The following is an 18,117-nucleotide window of genomic DNA, read 5'->3' on the forward strand; positions in this document are numbered from 1 at the left end:
GGCCTGTCACGGCCAGACGTAGGGGCCAGCCCCATGGCCGACGATACCGCCGACATTATGGTTTTCATGTCGTATAGTCGACTGATGCGGAGCAAGAGATGGAAAACGGGGAAAAGAGGATCGTCATTGCCGGCGCCGGCAGCATTGGCTGTTATGCCGGCGGCTGCCTGGCACTCGCCGGGCGGCAGCTTGTCCTGCTCGCCCGACCGCGCATCGAGGCAGCGCTGCGGCAGGGCGGATTGCGCGTCAGCGACCTCAAGGGCCGCGATCGACTGATCAAGCCGGAAGCACTCGCCGTCACCGTGGATCCCGCTGTCGCCTTGCCGGTGGCCGATGTGATCCTGGTTACAGTCAAGAGCGGCGCGACGCAGGATATGGCGGCCCTAATCAAGGCCCATGCCCGTCCCGATGCCGTGGTGGTGAGCCTGCAGAACGGCGTCGACAATGCCGACAGGCTGCGCGCGGCGCTTGGCCGGCAAACGGTGCTGGCCGGCATGGTGCCGTTCAATGTCGTGCAATCGCCGGACGGCGAACTGCCGCTGCGCGTCCACCGTGCCAGCGACGGCAAGGTAATGTTTGAAGATGGGGACGCCGGCCTTGCCCGCCTTCTCGACGTCGAAGGCCTCGCCGTCGAAGCGCATGGCGACATGAAGGCCGTGCTGTGGGGCAAGCTTCTGATGAACCTGAACAATGCGCTGGTGGCGCTGTCGGGCCTGCCGCTGGCGACCGAACTCGCCGACAGGCGCTGGCGGCTGATCCTCGCCGGCCAGATCGATGAGGCTCTCCGGGCCATGAAGGCCTCGGGCATCGAGCCGGCGCGCATCGCCGGCCTGCGCCCTGCGCTGCTGCCGAAGGTGCTCAGGCTGCCCGACTGGCTGTTCAAGCTCTTGGCGCGGCGCATGCTGGCGATCGACCCCGAGGCGCGTTCGTCGATGTGGGATGATCTGCGGCGCGGCCGGCCGACCGAGATCGACGACCTGCAGGGTGCTGTCTTGCAGCTCGCCGAAAAAGCCGGCACGCAGGCGCCGACGGTCCAGCGGGTCAGCGCCTTGGTGCGCGCGGCGGAAGCCGAGCGGCTTGGCTCGCCGGGCCTGGTGCCGGAGAAGGTTCTGGCGCCGCCGGCCGGCCGTCGATCAACGTGATCTTCTGCCAGATCTTGCGCGACAGGTTGGACGCCAGGTTCTCGATGTCGTTGACGCCGTCGATGACGACGGCGTCATTGACGGACTGGGCGAACAGCGCCGCGATCTTGCCGGTGATCGACAGCATTTCGGAGCAATAATCGAGATAGCGCGCGAGATCGGCGGCATTGGTGATGCGGGCCGGCGAATGCGAGGTCGGCTTGAAACTGGCCGACAGCGCCGCCGGATCCTTGGTCAACTGGTGCATGTCGATGACGTGGATCAGCGAACGCAGGCCGTGCAGCTGGCGAAACACCTGCTTGCGCTTGATGCGCTCCTCTGTGCGGATCAGGGCAAGGAAACCGAGTACGGCGAGGATGATCATGTTGATCGTGGCTTCGATGCCTTGCACCGACTGCACCGCGTCGTCGGCCTGGGAGATGTGAATGAGCGGCAAGATGGTGCCGACGAACAGGAAGATCAGCGCGCCCGCGATCACGGCGGCGACGATGATGCCGCGCAGCCACCAGATCGGCGCTTCCAGTGCCTTGGCGGCCTTGGCCAGATCGCGCGACAGCGACACCAGTTCGGCGGCGACGCCGCGCAGCCCGGCGTCCGGGAAACGGTCGGCGACGCGGCCTTCAAGCCGCTCGGCGGTTTCGATGATCAGTTTCGGATCAAGCGTGCGGTAGCGCATGGCGAGATATCCGATCGGCCCCTAGAACATGATGCCGAAAAGTGCGGAGCGGCTTTCGGACGACATCATGCCTCTCTATCTCTTCGATTCAGCCGGCTCGTTGGTGCGCCGGCCATAGCGGTTGGGCCCAGGCTGCCCTGGAAACAGGCACAACACAAGGAAGGCGACGATCGAGACGACCGGCACGAACAGGATCAGCGCGGCAATGCCCGGCTTGTCGAGGTCGTGCAGACGCTTCACCGCCAGCGCGATGTTCGACCACAGCGAGGCGATGAAGGCGATGAAGAAGATGAACGACCACATATTGCTCTCGGCCGAGCCCTCCGGCACCAGCGTGAAGCGGTACAGCGGGAACGCCTGGATGATGGCGACGAGCAATCCGCCGAGAAAATAGGCCGCGCGGCTGACGCGGCCCGATGTCTTGAAGAAAAGCCAGTTGAGATCCGATCTTTCAGGCAAGCGGGTCCGATCCATATTGGTTGGCACCCTTGGTGCCTTCGAGGATGCCGAGTTCGACCAGCAGCCAGATGCCACCGATGATGGGTACGAGGCCGATCAGCGTCCACCAGCCCGACTTGTTGCGGTCGTGCCAGCGTTTGGCATAGAGGGCAATCGCGAAATAGATCGATGCCAGCGCGAAGAGGATGCCGATGATGCCGATCTGGGCACCGCTGGCGGTGGTGAAACGCGTGCCGAGGATCGCATCGAGAACGAAAGCGATAATGCCGATCACGATGAATACGCCGATGCCGGCCCAGAACTTGGCTCGGTTGATGCGGCCATCAAAGCTTGTGAGCAGATACTTCCAGTCCATGTCACCCCCTCCATGTTGAACCAGCGCGACCGATCGTCGCGCCGGCGGAAGGTGCGCCTGACCGGGGCAAAGATCAATCGCGCAGCAATTCGTTGATCGAGGTCTTGGACCGGGTCTTGGCGTCGACCCGCTTGACGATGACGGCGCAATAGAGACCTGGGCCCGGTTCGTTGTTTGGAAACGGCTTGCCCGGCATCGATCCAGCGACGACGACGGAATTCGGCGGCACCTCGCCATAGAAGACCTCGCCGGTGGCGCGGTCGACGATCTTGGTCGACTGGCCGATGAAGACGCCCATGCCGAGCACCGAGCCCTCGCGCACGATGCAGCCCTCGACCACTTCGGAACGCGCCCCGATGAAGCAATTGTCCTCAATGATGGTGGGACCGGCCTGCATCGGCTCCAGCACGCCGCCGATGCCGACGCCGCCCGAAAGGTGGACATTCTTGCCGATCTGGGCGCAGGAGCCGACAGAAGCCCAGGTATCGACCATGGTGCCTGAATCGACATAGGCGCCGACATTGACGAAGGACGGCATCAAGACGGCGCCTGGCGCCACATAGGCCGAACGGCGCACGATCGACGACGGCACGGCGCGGAAGCCCGCCTTTTCGAAATCGACGGCGCTCCAGCCGTCGAACTTGGACGCCACCTTGTCCCACCACACGGCCTCGCCGGGGCCACCCTTGATGATCTCCATCGGATTGAGCCGGAAGGAGAGCAGCACGGCCTTCTTCAGCCACTGGTTGACGTGCCATTTGCCGTCGGTCTGCCGCTCGGCGACGCGGGCGGTGCCGCGGTCGAGCAGGTCGAGCGCCGACTGGATGGCGTCGCGCACCTCGCCGCGGGTCGCGGTCGAAATGGCGTCGCGTTCCTCGAATGCCTTGTCGATGGTCTTTTCGAGGCTCGCCAGATCGGGCTTCGACATGAATTTGCTCCATTACCAAGCTGTTAAGGGGCTGCGCCTTAACCTGTTTAAAAGTCGCGCGGACCCTATGTTAAGGCTCAATGGGGGTCAATCGCGACTGCGTCACGGGACGACGCAAGTAAAGGAATGGACGGGTGGATTCGATGACTCCCATGGAAAAGGCGGGATGGACGCCGCTGCCGCATTCGGATGAGGATCTGGAGCGGTCGAAAAGCGTGCCGGACACGCCGCAGACGCGGGCCGAAACCTACCGCCTGGCCTGGAACGATCCCGACTTCATGACCCGGCGCGAACTGCGCGCGGTCAGGCTGCAACTGGAACTGCTGAAGCCGGAAATGATCCTGGCCGAGCGCGGCATCCGTTCGACGGTGATCCTGTTCGGCGGCGCGCGCCTGCCTGAGCCCGGTGGCGAAGCCTGGGCGGCCAAGAACGAGACGCAGAAGAAGAACCTCGAGGAAAACAGCAAATACTACGAGGAGGCGCGCAAATTCGCCCGCCTCTGCTCGCGGCAGTCAGCCACTTCATATTATCGCGAATATGTCGTGGTGACCGGCGGCGGGCCCGGCGTGATGGAAGCGGGAAACCGCGGCGCCGACGATGTCGGCGCGCCGTCGATCGGGCTCAACATCGTGCTGCCGCACGAGCAGGCACCGAACCCCTATGTGACGCCGGAGCTCTGTTTCAATTTCCACTATTTCGCCATCCGCAAGATGCACTTCGTCATGCGCGCCAAGGCCGTGGCGGTGTTTCCCGGCGGCTTTGGCACGATGGACGAGTTCTTCGAGACGCTGACGCTGATCCAGACCGGGCGCATGGAGCGCGTGCCGGTGATCCTGTTCGGCAAGTCCTTCTGGAAGCGGGCGATCGACCTCGACTTCCTCGCCGAGCAAGGCACCATCAGCCCGGGCGACCAGGACATCATCGATTTCGTCGACACAGCCGACGAAGCCTGGGGCATCATCAGCCGCTTCTACAAGCTGGGGGAATAGGAGTTGGGGAATGAGGAATTGAGGAACTGAGGAATTGAGGAACTGGGGAAATGAAGAATTGACGAAATAGGGGGCATAGTCTTGCGTCCTCAATTCCTCAATTCCTCAATTCCTCAATTCCTCAATTCCTCAATTCCTCAATTCCTCAATTCCTCAATTCCTCAATTCCTCAATTCCTCAATTCCTCAATTCCTCAATTCCTCAATTCCTCAATTCCTCAATTCCTCAATTCCTCAATTCCTCAATTCCTCAATTCCCCAATTCCTCAATTCCTCAATTCCCCAATTCCTCAATTCCTCAATTCCTTACTCCCTTGCGACTATGGTCGTGAGGAACGTGGCGAGATCGTCGGTGACGAAATCGACGTCATCCTCGTTGGCCGGGTCGCGTTCCCAGATTTCGGAGAAGGTCGGTTCGAAATTGCGCGGTACCACGAGAACCGTGGTCATGCCCAATGACTTCGGCACGGCCAGGTTGCGGGCGAGATCCTCGAACATCACCGCATTGTGGCCGGTGACGGCGTGCAGCTCGGCGAACTTCTCGTAGGTCTGGCGCGCCGGCTTGGGGTTGAGGTCGGCGGCGACAATATCGAAGATGTCGTCGAAATGGTCGAGGATGCCGAGCTGGCGCGCGGTGCGCTCGGCGTGCCTGCGGTCGCCATTGGTGAAGATGAACTTGCGACCGGGAAGCTGCCGGATGGCGGCGCCGAGAACGGGATCGGGCACCAGCCACGAATAGTCGATGTCATGGACCTTCTCGAGGAAGTCGTCGGGATCGATGCCGTGGCGCGTCATCAGCCCGTTCAGCGTCGTGCCGTATTCGAGATAGAGCTCCTTCTGCAGCTTGCGCGCCTCCTCGCGCGGCAGCGCCAGCAGCTCCCCGACATAGGCGGTCATCTTGACGTCGATCTGCGAGAACAGATTCGAGTGGTGCGGATAGAGCGTGTTGTCGAGGTCGAACACCCAGTCGGTGACATGGGCGAAGCGGGCGGGATCGGGAAGCGTCGTCATGCGCTCCTTATGGCATGAAACAGGGATTCCGAAAGGGACTTTATCCACAACTTCTGCCCGTTGAGGTTGCAGAAATGGCCTCACGGTTCAAATTTTAACCGTCCGGGAAAGGTGGCCTTCAGGGCTTGCTGGCACAGAGACAAGTCCTGAGGGGAGTTCGCGATGAACAGCATTATTCTCAAATCCGCCGCCATCGCTTTCGCCTCCGTCGCCGCCTCTCTCATGCTGACGTTGATTGTCGTCCCAGCCATGGGATTCCCCATAACGCGCACGATCTGGCTGACCTCGACGCTCTGTCCGCTGGTCCTTGCCTGGGCCGCATGCGCCAGCACGTTCTGGCAGAGCGACAGGCTGAAAAACGCGCATCGCGAGCTTGCCCGTGCTCATGCCCAACTCGCCGCCGCGCACCGCCGCCTGGCGGAAAAGGCGAGCCGCGACGACATGACCGGCATGCTCAACCGGGAAAGCTTCTTTGCCGCGCTGGACGGCTCCCGGCGCAAGTCCGACCGCGGCGCCCTGCTGATCATCGACGCCGACCACTTCAAGACGATCAATGACAATTTCGGCCACCTGACCGGTGATGACGCGCTACTGTTGATCGCCAGCGCCATCGAGCGCGGCGTGCGCAGCGGCGACGTGCTCGGCCGCATCGGCGGCGAGGAGTTCGGCGCGTTTCTGACCGGAGCCACGGAACAGGAGGCCAAGCGCGTTGCCGAGCGGATCCGCCGCGAGGTCGAACTGATCCGCTTCCGGCCGGTCGATGAACGGACCATTCCGTTGACCGTCAGCATCGGCGGCACAGTCTGCGGCGAGGATGTCAACGTATCGGAGCTGATGCGCGCCGCGGACCGGCGCCTCTACCAGGCCAAGCATGCGGGCCGCAACCTGACGATCCTCGATACCGATATTTCCGAAGCGGCATGAGCAGGCCGGGCCGGCACACCTGGCCCGCTAAAAAATTTCTAACCCTGTTTGCATCCGGTTGTGCCGCTTGTCGGCACTTTCCCCGCCTTGATGCCATGCTTGGCACGATACTGGCTTCCGTGACGATGTGTGTGCCGTTCGGGGAATGTCATGCGCGCATCGAAGCCCTAGCCGAGAGACCTGCCATGAGTTTCCTCATAAAAAAAATGTCGCGCCGCACGCTCGTGCAGGCGCTGATCGCCCTGCCTGCCCTGTCGTTGTTCCGCAAGCTGCCTGATGCCGACGCCACCCATGCCGGTTCATCCCGGGCCGATCCTGACGAGATCGTCGAGGTCAATGGCTGGATCCTGAAGCGGAGCGATCTGGCATGATCTTCGACAGCTACGAGGCATATCGCGCCGCCAACTTTGCGCCAAGGGTCTGCATCCTTGGTTCCGGTCCGGCCGGCACAACGATCGCCAGAAAACTTGGCGCTGCCGGCATTCCGGTCGTGGTGCTGGAAGCCGGTCCGCGGGAATTCAGCGACGACTCGCAAGACTTCTACCGCGGCACCACGGTCGGCGATTTCTATTTCGATCTCGACATCACCCGGCTGCGGTTCATGGGCGGCAGCTCCAATCACTGGGCCGGTTGGTGCCGCGTGCTCGACAAACTGGATTTCGAGCCCAAGGCCTGGGCGCCCGACACCGGCTGGCCGATCCGCCGAGCCGACATCGAACCCTACCTCTCGGAAGTGCGCGCTATCCTCGACCTTCCCGATTTCCGGCCTGATGTGCCGATTTCGGACGACATTCGCTGGGTGCAGTTGATCAAGAGCCCGGCGGTGCGGTTTGCCGAAAAATTCGCCGACGAACTCGACAAGAGCAAAAACATCGCCGTCGTGCTCAACACCTACGCCACCGAGCTTGCCGGAGACGGCAAACGCGTGACCGGCGCCAAGCTGTGGTCCAACGGACAGGACGCCGGCTCGTTCAGCGCTGACTATTTCATCGTCTGCACCGGCGGGCTGGAGAATTCGCGGCTGCTTTTGTGGTCGAACCAGCGCTCCAACGGCGGCGTCGTGCCGAACGCGACGGCGCTTGGCCGCTACTGGATGGAGCATCCGACCTTCGAGGGCGGCAACGCCATCCTGGCCGACTATGGTGCGTTCGAGGTCGATGCCGTCAAGGAGGCCTTCTTCTCGCCGATGCCTGCCGCGATGGAACGTCTCAAGATCATGAATTTCGGCATCCGGCTGATCGAGACGCCCTATCCGGGCGTCAAGAGCCTCATCGCCGACCTAGCCTGCACGGCGCCGCACATGGCGGAATGGGTATCTGGCAAGCTCGACCAGAACCTGCGTTGCGCCGCTCAGCTTTATGTCGCCTGGGAACAGGCGCCGCTGGCTTCGAACCAGATCGAGTTGTCGAAGACCGAGGTCGACCATGCCGGCGTGCCGCGCATCGAACTGCACTGGAAGAAATCGAAACTGGAACAACGCACCCTTCTCGAAGGCCTGAGGCTGTTCGGCACGACGCTTGCCCAGAAAAACCTGGGCCGGGTGCGCATTGCCGACTGGATCTCGAACGGCGAGGATTATCCGACCAACGAAGAGACGGCGGGCCATCATCATATGGGGGGCACGCGCATGGGCACGGATGTCACCAGGAGCGTGGTGGACGCCAATTGCAAGGTGCATGGCATGGACAATCTCTATGTCGGCGGCTCTTCCGTGTTCTGCACGTCGGGCCAAGCCAACCCGACGACGACGATCACCGCGCTCGCCTGCCGGCTGGGCGACCATCTGAGCAAGGTGGTCACGGTCTGAGCGGCCTCCACGAAGCCGTCGTCCTGCCAAGCCACGACCGGCAGGGCCGGCGCCAAGGATGGCGCCGGCAGAGGCTCAAAAGCCGTAGACGGCGATCCGGACCAGCACGGCGGCGGCGGCCAGCGACACCAGCAGGATACCGAGACCGATCGGAGAGCCCCAGCCATACCATTCCATGGCCAGCTTGGCGTATTTGAATTCTTCCTCGCGCGAGAGAGGCGTACGCTGTTGAATCAAAGTCATTTTTCATATCCTTGCCCGGGAGCGGCTCTTGCCTTGTCGGGGGCGTAGCCGCATATTGCTATAATGGTCTAAATGTTAGACGGATTGATAGTTAGATGATCGAAGTAAATTCGTCAAGCCGGAATCGAGCCGAACTGACGACAGCCATCGGTCTTGCCATCATGCAGTGGCAGGACGCGACGCAGGCCTATGACGAGGCGGTGGGGATGAGACTCGGCCTCAACATGGCCGAGCGCCATTGTATCGGACTGCTCCACGGCGGCCCGCAATCGGCCGGCGCGATCGCGACCGCGACCGGGTTGACGCCGGCCGCGGTGACCGCGCTGATCGACCGGCTGGAGGCGCGCGGCCTCTTGACGCGCACGCGCAGCCTCGAGGACAGGCGCAAGGTGGTCATCGAGGCAACGGAGTCAACACGGGAGCTGTCGGCACGCTATTACGGCGCCATCGCGCGGGAAGGGGAGAAGCTCATTGCCACGTTCAGTGACGCGGAGCTTGCCACCATTCGGCGCTTCGTCACCGCCGCGCTCGACCTGCAGCGCGACCAGCTCATGCGGCTGAAGGCCGAGGCGCCGCAGCCGCGCTGATCTAGAGGGTCAGACCACCTAGCGTCCTGATCGGCCGAAGCGCCGTTCGAGATAGGCTTGGCCGAATTCCAGCGCGATCGACAGAATCCAGTAAATCATCGAGGCGGTAATCAGCATCTCGATATGGCGGAACTCCGTCTGGCCCATCGTGCGGGCGAGATACATGATCTCCCAGACGCCGACGACGGAGACCAGCGAGGAATCCTTCAGCATGGCGATGAACTGGTTGCCGGTCGGCGGGATGATGACGCGCATGGCCTGCGGCAGGATGACGAGCGCCATGGTTTGGCCGGGGCTCAGGCCGAGCGCCGTGGCGCCTTCGCTTTGACCGCGCGGGATGCTTTCGATGCCGGCGCGGAAGATCTCGGTCATGTAGGCGCCGTAACACAGCGACAGCGCGACGATACCCGCCGGCACCGCGCCGATCACGTAACCGATCTGCGGCAGCCCGAGATAGATGATGTAGATCTGCATCAGCAACGGCAGGCCGCGAAACAACGATGTGTAGAAGGTGGCCAGCCCGTAAACGATGCCGTTCCCGGTCAACTTGGCGATGGCGCCGACCAGTGCGATCAAGGTCGCGATCAGGATCGAGATCGCCGAAATGTAAAGCGTCGTGGTGACGCCCTGGGTGATCAGGAAGCCGACTTTCCTGGCGATGAAGGCGAGGGAGAGGTCGAAGGAATAGAAGAACAGCATCAGCAGCACGAACAGCTCGATCCAGACGCCGACGATCTGCTGGCGTCGGGGCAGGAGCAGAAGCAGCTTGCAATTCACCAGCACCAGCAGCGCGATCAACACGGCCGAGAGGGCTCGCGACAAGGCTGGGTTGGCCTGCAGCCAGTCGGACGCAAGCGGCATCAATGAGCCGATCCAGCTCGACTTGATGCCCATGGCGTAGAGGGCTGCGGCCAGCAGCGCCGGAAAAAGCGCGGCCGCGGCGCGGCGGGCGAGCCCTGGATGGGAGAGCATCAGCCTGCCGATCATGCCGTCACCTTGTCCTTGGCGATGGCGTTGCGTTCCCGCCACCAGTCCTGCGCCTGCAGTTTCCAATAGGTAAGCTGCGCGGCGGCCAGGCCGGCGGCGCCGCCGGCCCAGCTCAGTCCGAAGGGCGCGAACTGCCGGTACCGGTCCGAGGCGCCCAGAATGCCCTCGGCGACAATTTTTCCGGCAATCGCCGTGGTGTTGAGCCCATGGCCGCCGAAAGCGGTGCAGTACCAGACGCCTGGCTGCATCTCCCCGATCTGGGGCATCAGATGCCGGGCATAGGACATTAGCCCCGACCACGCCAGTTCGGTCTTGAGGCCGGCAAGCTGCGGGTAGGTGCCGACCATCTCGCGGCGCAATTCGCGCGCCAACGCGTCGGCGGAAGCGGCGCGCGTGGTGATGCGCCCGCCCCACAGGAGGCGGCGGCCATTCTCGACCAGGCGATAATAGTCGCCGGCCCGCCTGTTGTCGCCGACGGCGTCCGTCGTGGCGACCGCTTGCGCGATGAGGCGGGGGGCCGCCTCGGAAACCATGACATAGGTCGCGATGGGCAGGAACGCCCGGTAGAGCTGGCCGAATACCGGGCCGGTATAGCCGCCGGTCGCGAGCACGATCCGGGGCGCCCGAAGCGTGCCCTGTCTGGTGCGAAGCATCTTTTGCGGCCCCGAGAGGTCGCACTGCACGACTTCGGAGCTTTCATGAATCTCGCCGCCAAGCCGCTCGATCTCGTCGGCAAGGCAACGCAGATAGTTGAGCGGATGGATGTGAAAGGCGTTCGGGTCACGCAGGCCCTGGTGGTAGCGAGCGGACTTCAGCATCGATCGGACGTCTTCTCTCTCGAGATACTGAAGTTCATAGCCGTGGTCGCGGGCCATCTGTTCGGCATAGGCCTTCAGCGCATCGCCGTCGTCGTAGCGCAAGACGCTGAGCAGGCCGGCACGCGGCTGGGCGGCCGATATTGCGAGCGTCTCGATGGTGTCGCGCACGAATTCGACGCCTTCGATCGACAGCCGGTGCAGGTCGCGCGCGGCCTCCCCGCCGACACGTGCGGCGATATTGTCGCCGCCGGTGGCGAAGCCGGGCGTGACGAAACCGCCATTGCGGCCCGAAGCGCCGAAACCGACGAGTTGGGCTTCGAGCACGGCGACATGCAGTCCGGCCCGCGCCAGCTGCAGCGCCGTCGTCAGCCCGGCCAATCCGGCGCCGACGACGGCCACGTCACATTGCGCCTCGCCCTGCAGCGGAGGCCTCGTCTTCCGGTCGGCCAGGGTGCGGGCGTAGTAGGTATCCGGATAGGCCATCGACGACTTTGCGGTGAGGGGCATGTATTTGGTGGGTGACGCCGCCGGCTGCCGAGGGGCAGCCGGCGGAATGACTTTACTTGGCGCTGTAGTCCTTGCCGTACCACTTCGTGGTCAGCGCGGCGAGCGTGCCGTCCGTCTTCATCCCGGTGATGATGCCCGCGACCTTCGCGGTCCACTCCGGATCCTTCTTCTCGGCGATGACGACGAGCGGCTCGCGGAAGGCGTACTCGCCTTCGAGGATCTTCACGGGATAGCCGTTCTTGATGGCGTTCTGCGCCGTCTGCTCCGGTGCGATCACGGCATTCAGGCGCACGCCGTCGCCAAGCCGCAGGTCATCGAAGGGAAGCATGGAATCCGCGTAGGTGCGGACCTCGCCCGGTTCCAGCTTGTATTGGATGGGAGCCAGGCCGGGTGCGTCGATTTCGAGCTTGCGGCGGATGAAATCCTCCGAGGTGGTGGCCGTCTCGACGCCGATGATCTTGCCGTTGAGATCGGCGACCGACTTCGCGCCGCTGTCCTTGTGCAGGACGTAGACATAGGGGCTGTAATAATAGATGCCGACAAAGTCGATCACCTTGGAACGGGCCTTGGTCGGCGTGACCGATCCGACGCCGAGGTCGTAGCGTCCCTGCCAGCGTCCGCCGGTCAGCGTCGCCCAGTCGGGCGTTTCGAACGAGACCTCGACACCAAGCCGCTTGCCGATCTCGCGCGAGACATCGATGTCGAAGCCGGCGAGTTCGTTGCTGTCGTTGAGAAAGCTCTGCGGTGGCCAGGCCGCGTTGGTGGCGATGACCATCGCCTTTTTCGACGTGACGCGGTCCAGGGTTTCCCCGGCCATGGCCGCCGTTGTGATCGCGAATGTCGCGGCGGCAAGAACGGCTAAATCGAGCAGCTTTTTCAAAGTTATCCCTCCCTTGTGGTTGAAACTGATAGGATGCGTAACGTCGGACCTCAGCGCTTTCGGCCACAGGTTCAACGCGGATCGGTTTGTGCCCACCACAGCCGAAGCTCGTTCCCCCTGATGGACCGGCGTTTGTGACCCCAGACAGTCAGGTCGCAAAAAGAAGGGTTCCACCCGGCGAAATGCGGGATAATGGCGATCGCGCAGTCATTGCGTGCCTTGAGACGGCAAAGTGCCGGATATGTTCGCCTTGTTCCGTTCGCTAAGGCCGGTCTTCCGGATTGTCGCGGGGGCGGTTCAGCCGATAGGATCGCGGCGGTTACAGCGCGGATCGAGCGAGAGGATTTGTTTGTGGAATTGACCGAGAAGGATCGTCAGCTGCTCGCGCTGATGCAGAAGAATGCGCGTGAGCCGGTCGCGTCACTGGCACGTCAGCTCGGCGTATCGCGGACAGCGCTGCAGGAGCGGATCCAGAAGCTGGAGGCCGGCGGCATTATCGAAGGCTATAGCGTGCGGCTGACCAAGGAGGTGGCCCAGAACGCCGTCCACTGTTTCACGCTCGCCGCCCTGAACAACAAGAGCTATCCGGACGTCTCCAGAAAGATCAAGGCGATGCCTTCGATCCAGGCGGTCTACGCCATCACCGGCGAGTGGGACCTGATCATCCACCTTGCCGCCGAGACGCTCGAGAAGCTGAACCGGGAGGTGAATGCCGTGAATGAAATCAGCGGCGTCGTCAAAACCGCTTCCCATGTGGTGATGGAGACGAAGTTCAATCGGACCATCTACGCCTTGTAGGACGTGGCGGCGGGATTGCGGACCTCCCGGCGGCCGGGACAACGCTGGCGTTGCCGCAAGCGTCGGCGGGCAACGGGGCTATTTCGGTTGGACCCCATAGGCGACAAGAAACGCCTCGACCGAGGCATCCGCGTGCCGTTCAAGTTCGGCTTTGGAACGCGGGTTGCTCCCCGTGAACATGGCTTCATTCATGGGGATCCAAAGGATCATCCCAAAAAGATGGCTGGCCGCCAGACGGGGATCACTGGTTTGCATCAGCCCCCGATCGGTGAGCTTTTGAAAGCAGGACGCCGTCGAGGCAAGCATGCGCTCAAAGCCTTTTTCGTACCAGCCGCGGCCAAGCTGCGGCATTCGATCCGCGTTGGCGATGATCAGGCGGCGCAGCTTCAACAACTCGTCGTCCATGAGCATCGTTATCAAGCGCCGAGCAAGCTGCTGCAGGCCGCCCTCCATGAATTTCGCCTCGGAAAGCAGTGTCGTCACGGACTCGATGATGTCGTTGACCTGGCCAGCGGTTGATAGAACGACTTCACCGAAAAGTGTCTCCTTGTCGGTGAAATGCTTGTACACGGTCTGCTTGGAAGCTCCCGCCCTGGTGGCGATTTCCTCCATGCTGGTTCCATCATAGCCCTTGGCGATGAACGCCGCCGTGGCCGCCTGGATGATTTCACGATCCTTGCGTGCCGATCTGGTCTCCCCCTTGATTTCCATGGCACCCCTTTGACCGGTACTAGACGGTACCGTTCTCTCGTGATAGTCGTCAAACGGTACTGGACTGACTAGTACCTGTCAACGAAGGCGAGGCTTTAGACCGATGACCAAGATGATCTTCATAAATCTGCCGGTGCGCGATCTGCAGGCAGCCACCAATTTTTATCTCGCGATCGGGGGCACGCTCAATCCGCAGTTCTCGAGCGACCAGGCCAGCTCGATCATGTTCTCGGACTCCATTGGCGTCATGTTGCTTTCGCATCAGTACTACAGCCAGTTCACCGAGCGGCAGATCGGCGACCCCAGGCGTGAAAGCCAGATGCTGATCGCGCTCACCGCCGACAGCAAGGACGACGTCAACGCCATGATCGAGAAGGGCGTGGCGGCAGGCGGACGCGCTGATCCCAATCCAGCGCAGGATCTCGGCTTCATGTTCAACCGCCACATCGAAGACCCCGACGGCAACGTCTGGGAGTTCATGTGGATGAACCCCGCCGCCCTGCAATAGCCTGCCGGGATCAAAGCGTCTGAAGCGCGTCGCGTCGAAACGGAGTCATGCGACGCGCTTTAGGTCTTTGTTTTTATGTCGTATTCCCAAAACCGAAACGGACTAGACCGTCGCCGGGTCGAGCGCCGGCTGACTCTTGCGGCGTGCGACGATCGCCTCGAAATCCGCGCTCTGGAAGGCGTCGCGCAAGGCGTCGAAGGACGGCAGCACGAAATAGGCGCGCTGGAACTTGTCGATCTCGTAGCCGGTGCGCATCACCGTTTCCAGGTCGAACGGCACATGGTGGGCGTCCTTGCCCTCCACCGCGAATTGCAATTCGGTGAACGACGACATCAGCCCGGCGCCGAAGGCTTTCAGCGGCTGGCCGGCTTCCCGCATCAGGCCATACTCGGCCGTGTACCAGTAGAGCCGGGTGATCATCTCGTCGCCGCCGAGCGCGATGATGTCGCCGGCCTTCCTGCCATACATCTGCATGAAATCGGCGAACACCGGCTGCGACAGCACCGGCACATGGCCGAAGAAATCATGGAACATGTCCGGCTCGACGATATAGTCGAGTTCCTGCCTGGTGCGCAGCCAGTTGGTGACCGGGAAGCGGCGATTGGCGAGGTGATCGAAGAACGGGGCCGCCGGAATGAGGCCGGGCACGGCGACGATCTCCCAGCCGGTCAGCTTGCGCAGCCTGGCGCTGACGTCGGCGAAATCGGGAATGGCGTCGAGCAGGCCGAGCTTCTCCACGCCGTCGAGATAGGAATGGTGGGCGAGCTTGCGCGTCAGCCTGGTCTGGCGGTCGCACAGCGTGCGCCACACCGCCTGCTCCTCGGCGCTGTAGTCATAGCCCTGTGCCACGGTGAAATCGGCGCGGCAGACCGAATAGTCGCCGCGCAACCCTTGCGCCGCGCAGTCGCGGGCATATTCGGCAACGCTCATCGTCGTCATATGTCTTCTCCCTCGCAAAGCATCGATGGCTGCGGTGCCGAAAGTGTAGCCCGACTTACCGAGGCAAATTGGTTTTGATCGTAGATCGAGCGGCATATTCGAGATAATATTCACTCAAAATCGACACAAGGAGAGTGAAAATGCCTCAGTTCGATGATTTCGAGATCAGGATGCTCGATGTCCTGCAACGCGACGGGCGCAAACCTGTCTCCGAGCTGGCGCAGGAGATCGGCCTCTCCACCACGCCCTGCGCGCGGCGCTTCGAAGCGCTGCAGGAGGCCGGCATCATCAAGGGATTTGCCGCCGTGATCAGCCGCCGCGCGGTCGGCCTGATGGTCGAGGTGTTCATCCAGGTGCGCCTCGTCAGCCACAGCGACGGCTCTCCCGAAAGCTTCATTGCCGCCGTGCAGCGCATGGACGAGGTGTCGTCGTGCTGGACGATGACCGGCGACCACGATTTTCTGCTGCATGTCATGGTGCCATCGGTCGACGAGCTCAACGCCTTCGTCATGCATCGGCTGATGCGGCTCGAGGGCGTGCGCGACGTCCACACCCAGCTGGTGCTGCAGAACATCAAGGGACCCGGCCACGTGCCGCTCGCGCATCTCAGGCGCTGACAGCGCTCACTCTTTTCTGCGGAAAAGCTGCGAGCAAACTGCTGAAACGGGCCAACCGGGCGGCACGATCGCCGGCCAGCATGCGGACCAACGTCCTGGAGGTCCGCTATGAAAATCGTCCTGATCAATCCGCCGCACACCGCCATCGGCAGCCGCGTGCCCGACGATCACCTGCCGCCACTCGGCCTGCTGGCCATCGGCGGCCCGCTGGTCGACGCCGGCCACGACGTGCGGCTCGTCGATGCCGAGTTCGGGCCGATGCCGCTCGCCTCGGTCGTCGCGGAAGCCCTGAAGGACTGTCCCGACTTCGTCCTGATCGGCCATTCCGGATCCACTTCTGCGCATCCGACCGCCTTGTTGATCGCCGCGATGATCAAGGCGCGCGAACCGGCGACGATCGTCATCTATGGCGGTGTCTTCCCGACCTACCACTGGCGCGACATCCTGGCCGAAACGGACGTTTTCGACTTCATCGTGCGCGGCGAGGGCGAGGCGACCGTGGTGGCGCTGGTCGAGGCGGTGGAGATGCGCCAGCCGCCGGCAAGCGTTGCCGGCATCGCCTATCGCGACGATCTGCGCCGGCCCTTCGCCACCCAGGCGGCGATGACCATCGCCGACCTCGACGCCTACCGCGTCGGCTGGGAACTGATTGACGTCAGCAGATACAGTTACTGGGGCGGCAAGCGCGCGGTGGTCATGCAGTTTTCGCGCGGCTGCCCGCATCTGTGCAATTATTGCGGCCAGCGCGGCTTCTGGACCCGCTGGCGGCATCGCGATCCCAAGAAATTCGCGCAGGAGATCGCCTGGCTACACCGCGAGCACGGCGTCGAGCTGATCAACCTCGCCGACGAGAACCCGACCGTCTCGAAGAAGGCCTGGCGCGCTTTCCTGGATGCGATGATCGCCGAGAACGTGCCGGTGCTGATCGTCGGCTCGACACGCGCCGACGATATCGTGCGCGACGCCGACATGCTGCACCTCTACCGCAAGGCCGGTGTTATCCGCTGGCTGCTCGGCATGGAAAACACCGACGAGCAGACGCTGCGACTGATCCGCAAGGGCGGCAGCACCTCGTCCGACCGCGAGGCGATACGGCTGCTGCGAAAGCACGGCATCCTGTCGATGGCGACCTGGGTGGCCGGCTTCGAGGATGAAGGACTTCGCGACCTGTGGCGCGGCTTTCGCCAGCTCATCGCCTATGACCCGGACCAGATCCAGGCGCTCTATGTGACGCCGCATCGGTGGACGCCGTTCTTCCGCATCGCGCGGGATCGCAGGGTCATCCAGAAGGACGCCCGCCTGTGGGACTACAAGCACCAGGTGCTGCACATGACGCGGCTCAAGCCATGGATGCTGTTCTTCTCGGTCAAGCTGATCGAACTCGCCGTGCAGTCGCGGCCGAAGGCGCTGGCGCGCATCCTGTTCCACCCCGATCCCGAGCAGCGGCATTCGATGCGCTGGTACGCCAAAATGGGCCGCCGCGTCTGGTTCCGCGAGATCTGGGGTTTCCTGGTGACCGACAACCGGGTGACAGGCGGCCCGACGCTCGCCGAATTCTGGGGCGCGCCGCAGGATGCGGAGGAAGAGTCGATGACCTTTCAGCGTCCGGCGAAGAGACCAGTAATGGCGCCTGCCGCCGAGCAGCATGCCTTTGGCGTCTCACCGCCGCCGGCCTGACCCGTCTCGCGCTGGCCGCCAGCGGACCTCGCGCTAATTTCTGGCGATCGGACGATGGTGACCAGCAGGAGGAAGCGATGAAACTTGTCACGCATAAGAAGATGAAAGGTGGCCGGCCTATGCCTTGGGGGAAAGGCACCGTCGTGACCGGAGCCAAGGGGTATGTCTTCCTTGCCGGCAATACAGGCACGGCCGAGAATTATGACCCGTCGAGCGGCAAGGGGGGCGCCGTCGGCGACGCGGCGACGCAATGGCGTTCCATTCTGACGAACATCAAATCGGATCTGGAGGAGCTCGGCAGCTCGCTCGAATATCTCGTCAAGATCACCCAGTACGTCAAAGGGCCGTTTCCCGACGGAGGCGCGCTGAGCTCCCCAAATTTCCGGCTGGACGTGATGGACGAATTCTTCGCCGAGCACTGCCCGAAGCACTGCAGCTACAACAATCCGCCGCCCTCGGAAGTGATCGGGGTCGCCGCGCTCGCGCAATCCGATCTCGTCATCGAGATCGTGGCCGTCGCCGCTCTGCCGGACTGAGGATGCCGGGCTCCGAAGC

22 protein-coding genes are annotated in these 18,117 nt (G+C 62.9%); 11 read left to right on the forward strand and 11 right to left on the reverse strand.

Annotated elements, in window-relative coordinates:
* Positions 1–98 precede the first annotated feature (98 nt).
* Positions 99–1,142: a 2-dehydropantoate 2-reductase gene (locus tag EN824_RS22525; RefSeq protein WP_135932717.1), complete on the forward strand. Its 1,044-nt coding sequence runs from the start codon at positions 99–101 to the stop codon at positions 1,140–1,142.
* Here the strand turns inward: EN824_RS22525 and EN824_RS22530 are convergent.
* The 4 genes from EN824_RS22530 to dapD form a co-directional block, all read right to left on the reverse strand.
* Positions 1,042–1,818 (reverse strand): hypothetical protein, encoded by a 777-nt coding sequence (locus EN824_RS22530; RefSeq protein ID WP_127873293.1) that lies wholly within the window; start codon positions 1,816–1,818, stop codon positions 1,042–1,044. The genes EN824_RS22525 and EN824_RS22530 overlap by 101 nt on opposite strands.
* A gap of 75 nt (positions 1,819–1,893) precedes the next feature.
* Entirely contained in the window at positions 1,894–2,277 is a 384-nt protein-coding gene (locus EN824_RS22535; RefSeq protein WP_245458575.1) for a DUF805 domain-containing protein, read from the reverse strand.
* Complete coding sequence (locus tag EN824_RS22540; protein WP_135932718.1) at positions 2,270–2,632, reverse strand: DUF805 domain-containing protein; 363 nt, start codon at positions 2,630–2,632, stop codon at positions 2,270–2,272. The genes EN824_RS22535 and EN824_RS22540 overlap by 8 nt, the downstream gene beginning before the upstream one ends.
* Before the next feature lie 73 nt (positions 2,633–2,705).
* Positions 2,706–3,560 carry a 2,3,4,5-tetrahydropyridine-2,6-dicarboxylate N-succinyltransferase gene (dapD, locus tag EN824_RS22545; RefSeq protein WP_127276047.1) on the reverse strand — a complete coding sequence of 285 codons (855 nt, stop codon included), beginning with the start codon at positions 3,558–3,560 and terminating at the stop codon, positions 2,706–2,708.
* A 143-nt stretch (positions 3,561–3,703) separates the two neighbouring features.
* Here dapD and EN824_RS22550 point away from each other — a divergent pair, with 143 nt between their 5' ends.
* Positions 3,704–4,549 (forward strand): LOG family protein, encoded by an 846-nt coding sequence (locus tag EN824_RS22550; protein ID WP_135862990.1) that lies wholly within the window; start codon positions 3,704–3,706, stop codon positions 4,547–4,549.
* 305 nt (positions 4,550–4,854) lie between these two features.
* Here the strand turns inward: EN824_RS22550 and EN824_RS22555 are convergent, their stop codons facing one another.
* Positions 4,855–5,559 (reverse strand): pyrimidine 5'-nucleotidase, encoded by a 705-nt coding sequence (locus EN824_RS22555; RefSeq protein WP_127276045.1) that lies wholly within the window; start codon positions 5,557–5,559, stop codon positions 4,855–4,857.
* A 162-nt stretch (positions 5,560–5,721) separates the two neighbouring features.
* Here EN824_RS22555 and EN824_RS22560 point away from each other — a divergent pair, with 162 nt between their 5' ends.
* From EN824_RS22560 to EN824_RS22570, 3 genes are read left to right on the forward strand one after another with little or no spacing between them, the layout of a single operon-like run.
* Positions 5,722–6,483, forward strand: coding sequence for a GGDEF domain-containing protein (locus EN824_RS22560; protein WP_127276044.1), 762 nt, complete (start codon positions 5,722–5,724; stop codon positions 6,481–6,483).
* A complete protein-coding gene (locus tag EN824_RS36115) occupies positions 6,480–6,854 on the forward strand; it encodes a hypothetical protein (RefSeq protein ID WP_245464267.1) in 375 nt (124 codons plus the stop codon). The genes EN824_RS22560 and EN824_RS36115 overlap by 4 nt, the downstream gene beginning before the upstream one ends.
* Complete coding sequence (locus EN824_RS22570) at positions 6,851–8,290, forward strand: GMC family oxidoreductase (RefSeq protein WP_127276043.1); 1,440 nt, start codon at positions 6,851–6,853, stop codon at positions 8,288–8,290. The genes EN824_RS36115 and EN824_RS22570 overlap by 4 nt, the downstream gene beginning before the upstream one ends.
* 75 nt (positions 8,291–8,365) lie before the next feature.
* Here EN824_RS22570 and EN824_RS35345 read toward each other — a convergent pair whose 3' ends face one another.
* On the reverse strand, positions 8,366–8,533 hold the full coding sequence (locus tag EN824_RS35345) for a hypothetical protein (protein WP_189522210.1): 168 nt from the start codon (positions 8,531–8,533) through the stop codon (positions 8,366–8,368).
* A 95-nt stretch (positions 8,534–8,628) separates the two neighbouring features.
* On the opposite strand from EN824_RS35345, the gene EN824_RS22575 reads away from it, so the two are divergent.
* The gene (locus EN824_RS22575; protein ID WP_127276042.1) at positions 8,629–9,120 is read left to right on the forward strand and encodes a MarR family transcriptional regulator; all 492 of its coding nucleotides are present in this window, start codon (positions 8,629–8,631) and stop codon (positions 9,118–9,120) included.
* Between the two features lie 18 nt (positions 9,121–9,138).
* Here EN824_RS22575 and EN824_RS22580 read toward each other — a convergent pair whose 3' ends face one another.
* The 3 genes from EN824_RS22580 to EN824_RS22590 form a co-directional block, all read right to left on the reverse strand.
* Complete coding sequence (locus EN824_RS22580; RefSeq protein WP_127276041.1) at positions 9,139–10,107, reverse strand: amino acid ABC transporter permease; 969 nt, start codon at positions 10,105–10,107, stop codon at positions 9,139–9,141.
* Positions 10,104–11,408, reverse strand: coding sequence for an FAD-binding oxidoreductase (locus EN824_RS22585; RefSeq protein ID WP_135862987.1), 1,305 nt, complete (start codon positions 11,406–11,408; stop codon positions 10,104–10,106). Before EN824_RS22585 ends, EN824_RS22580 begins: the two co-directional genes overlap by 4 nt.
* A 76-nt stretch (positions 11,409–11,484) precedes the next feature.
* Positions 11,485–12,249, reverse strand: coding sequence for a transporter substrate-binding domain-containing protein (locus EN824_RS22590; protein WP_245464268.1), 765 nt, complete (start codon positions 12,247–12,249; stop codon positions 11,485–11,487).
* Positions 12,250–12,504: 255 nt separating this feature from the next.
* Here EN824_RS22590 and EN824_RS22595 point away from each other — a divergent pair, with 255 nt between their 5' ends.
* Positions 12,505–13,110 (forward strand): Lrp/AsnC family transcriptional regulator, encoded by a 606-nt coding sequence (locus EN824_RS22595; RefSeq protein WP_245511988.1) that lies wholly within the window; start codon positions 12,505–12,507, stop codon positions 13,108–13,110.
* A gap of 78 nt (positions 13,111–13,188) precedes the next feature.
* Here the strand turns inward: EN824_RS22595 and EN824_RS22600 are convergent, their stop codons facing one another.
* Positions 13,189–13,821 (reverse strand): TetR/AcrR family transcriptional regulator, encoded by a 633-nt coding sequence (locus EN824_RS22600; protein WP_127276039.1) that lies wholly within the window; start codon positions 13,819–13,821, stop codon positions 13,189–13,191.
* Positions 13,822–13,924: 103 nt separating this feature from the next.
* Between EN824_RS22600 and EN824_RS22605 the strand changes: the two genes are divergently transcribed.
* Positions 13,925–14,329 (forward strand): VOC family protein, encoded by a 405-nt coding sequence (locus tag EN824_RS22605; RefSeq protein ID WP_135862569.1) that lies wholly within the window; start codon positions 13,925–13,927, stop codon positions 14,327–14,329.
* A 102-nt stretch (positions 14,330–14,431) separates the two neighbouring features.
* Here EN824_RS22605 and phhA read toward each other — a convergent pair whose 3' ends face one another.
* On the reverse strand, positions 14,432–15,268 hold the full coding sequence (gene phhA, locus EN824_RS22610) for a phenylalanine 4-monooxygenase (protein ID WP_127276037.1): 837 nt from the start codon (positions 15,266–15,268) through the stop codon (positions 14,432–14,434).
* 140 nt (positions 15,269–15,408) lie between these two features.
* Here phhA and EN824_RS22615 point away from each other — a divergent pair, with 140 nt between their 5' ends.
* From EN824_RS22615 to EN824_RS22625, 3 genes are all read left to right on the forward strand, one after another.
* Positions 15,409–15,885: an Lrp/AsnC family transcriptional regulator gene (locus EN824_RS22615; protein ID WP_127276036.1), complete on the forward strand. Its 477-nt coding sequence runs from the start codon at positions 15,409–15,411 to the stop codon at positions 15,883–15,885.
* A gap of 108 nt (positions 15,886–15,993) precedes the next feature.
* Positions 15,994–17,562 carry a magnesium-protoporphyrin IX monomethyl ester anaerobic oxidative cyclase gene (bchE, locus tag EN824_RS22620; RefSeq protein WP_127276035.1) on the forward strand — a complete coding sequence of 523 codons (1,569 nt, stop codon included), beginning with the start codon at positions 15,994–15,996 and terminating at the stop codon, positions 17,560–17,562.
* 77 nt (positions 17,563–17,639) lie between these two features.
* Positions 17,640–18,098, forward strand: a complete 459-nt coding sequence (locus EN824_RS22625) for a RidA family protein (protein ID WP_127276034.1) — start codon at positions 17,640–17,642, stop codon at positions 18,096–18,098.
* Positions 18,099–18,117 lie beyond the last annotated feature (19 nt).

Source organism: Mesorhizobium sp. M8A.F.Ca.ET.181.01.1.1 (genome assembly GCF_004792025.1).
Classification (GTDB): Bacteria; Pseudomonadota; Alphaproteobacteria; order Rhizobiales; family Rhizobiaceae; genus Mesorhizobium.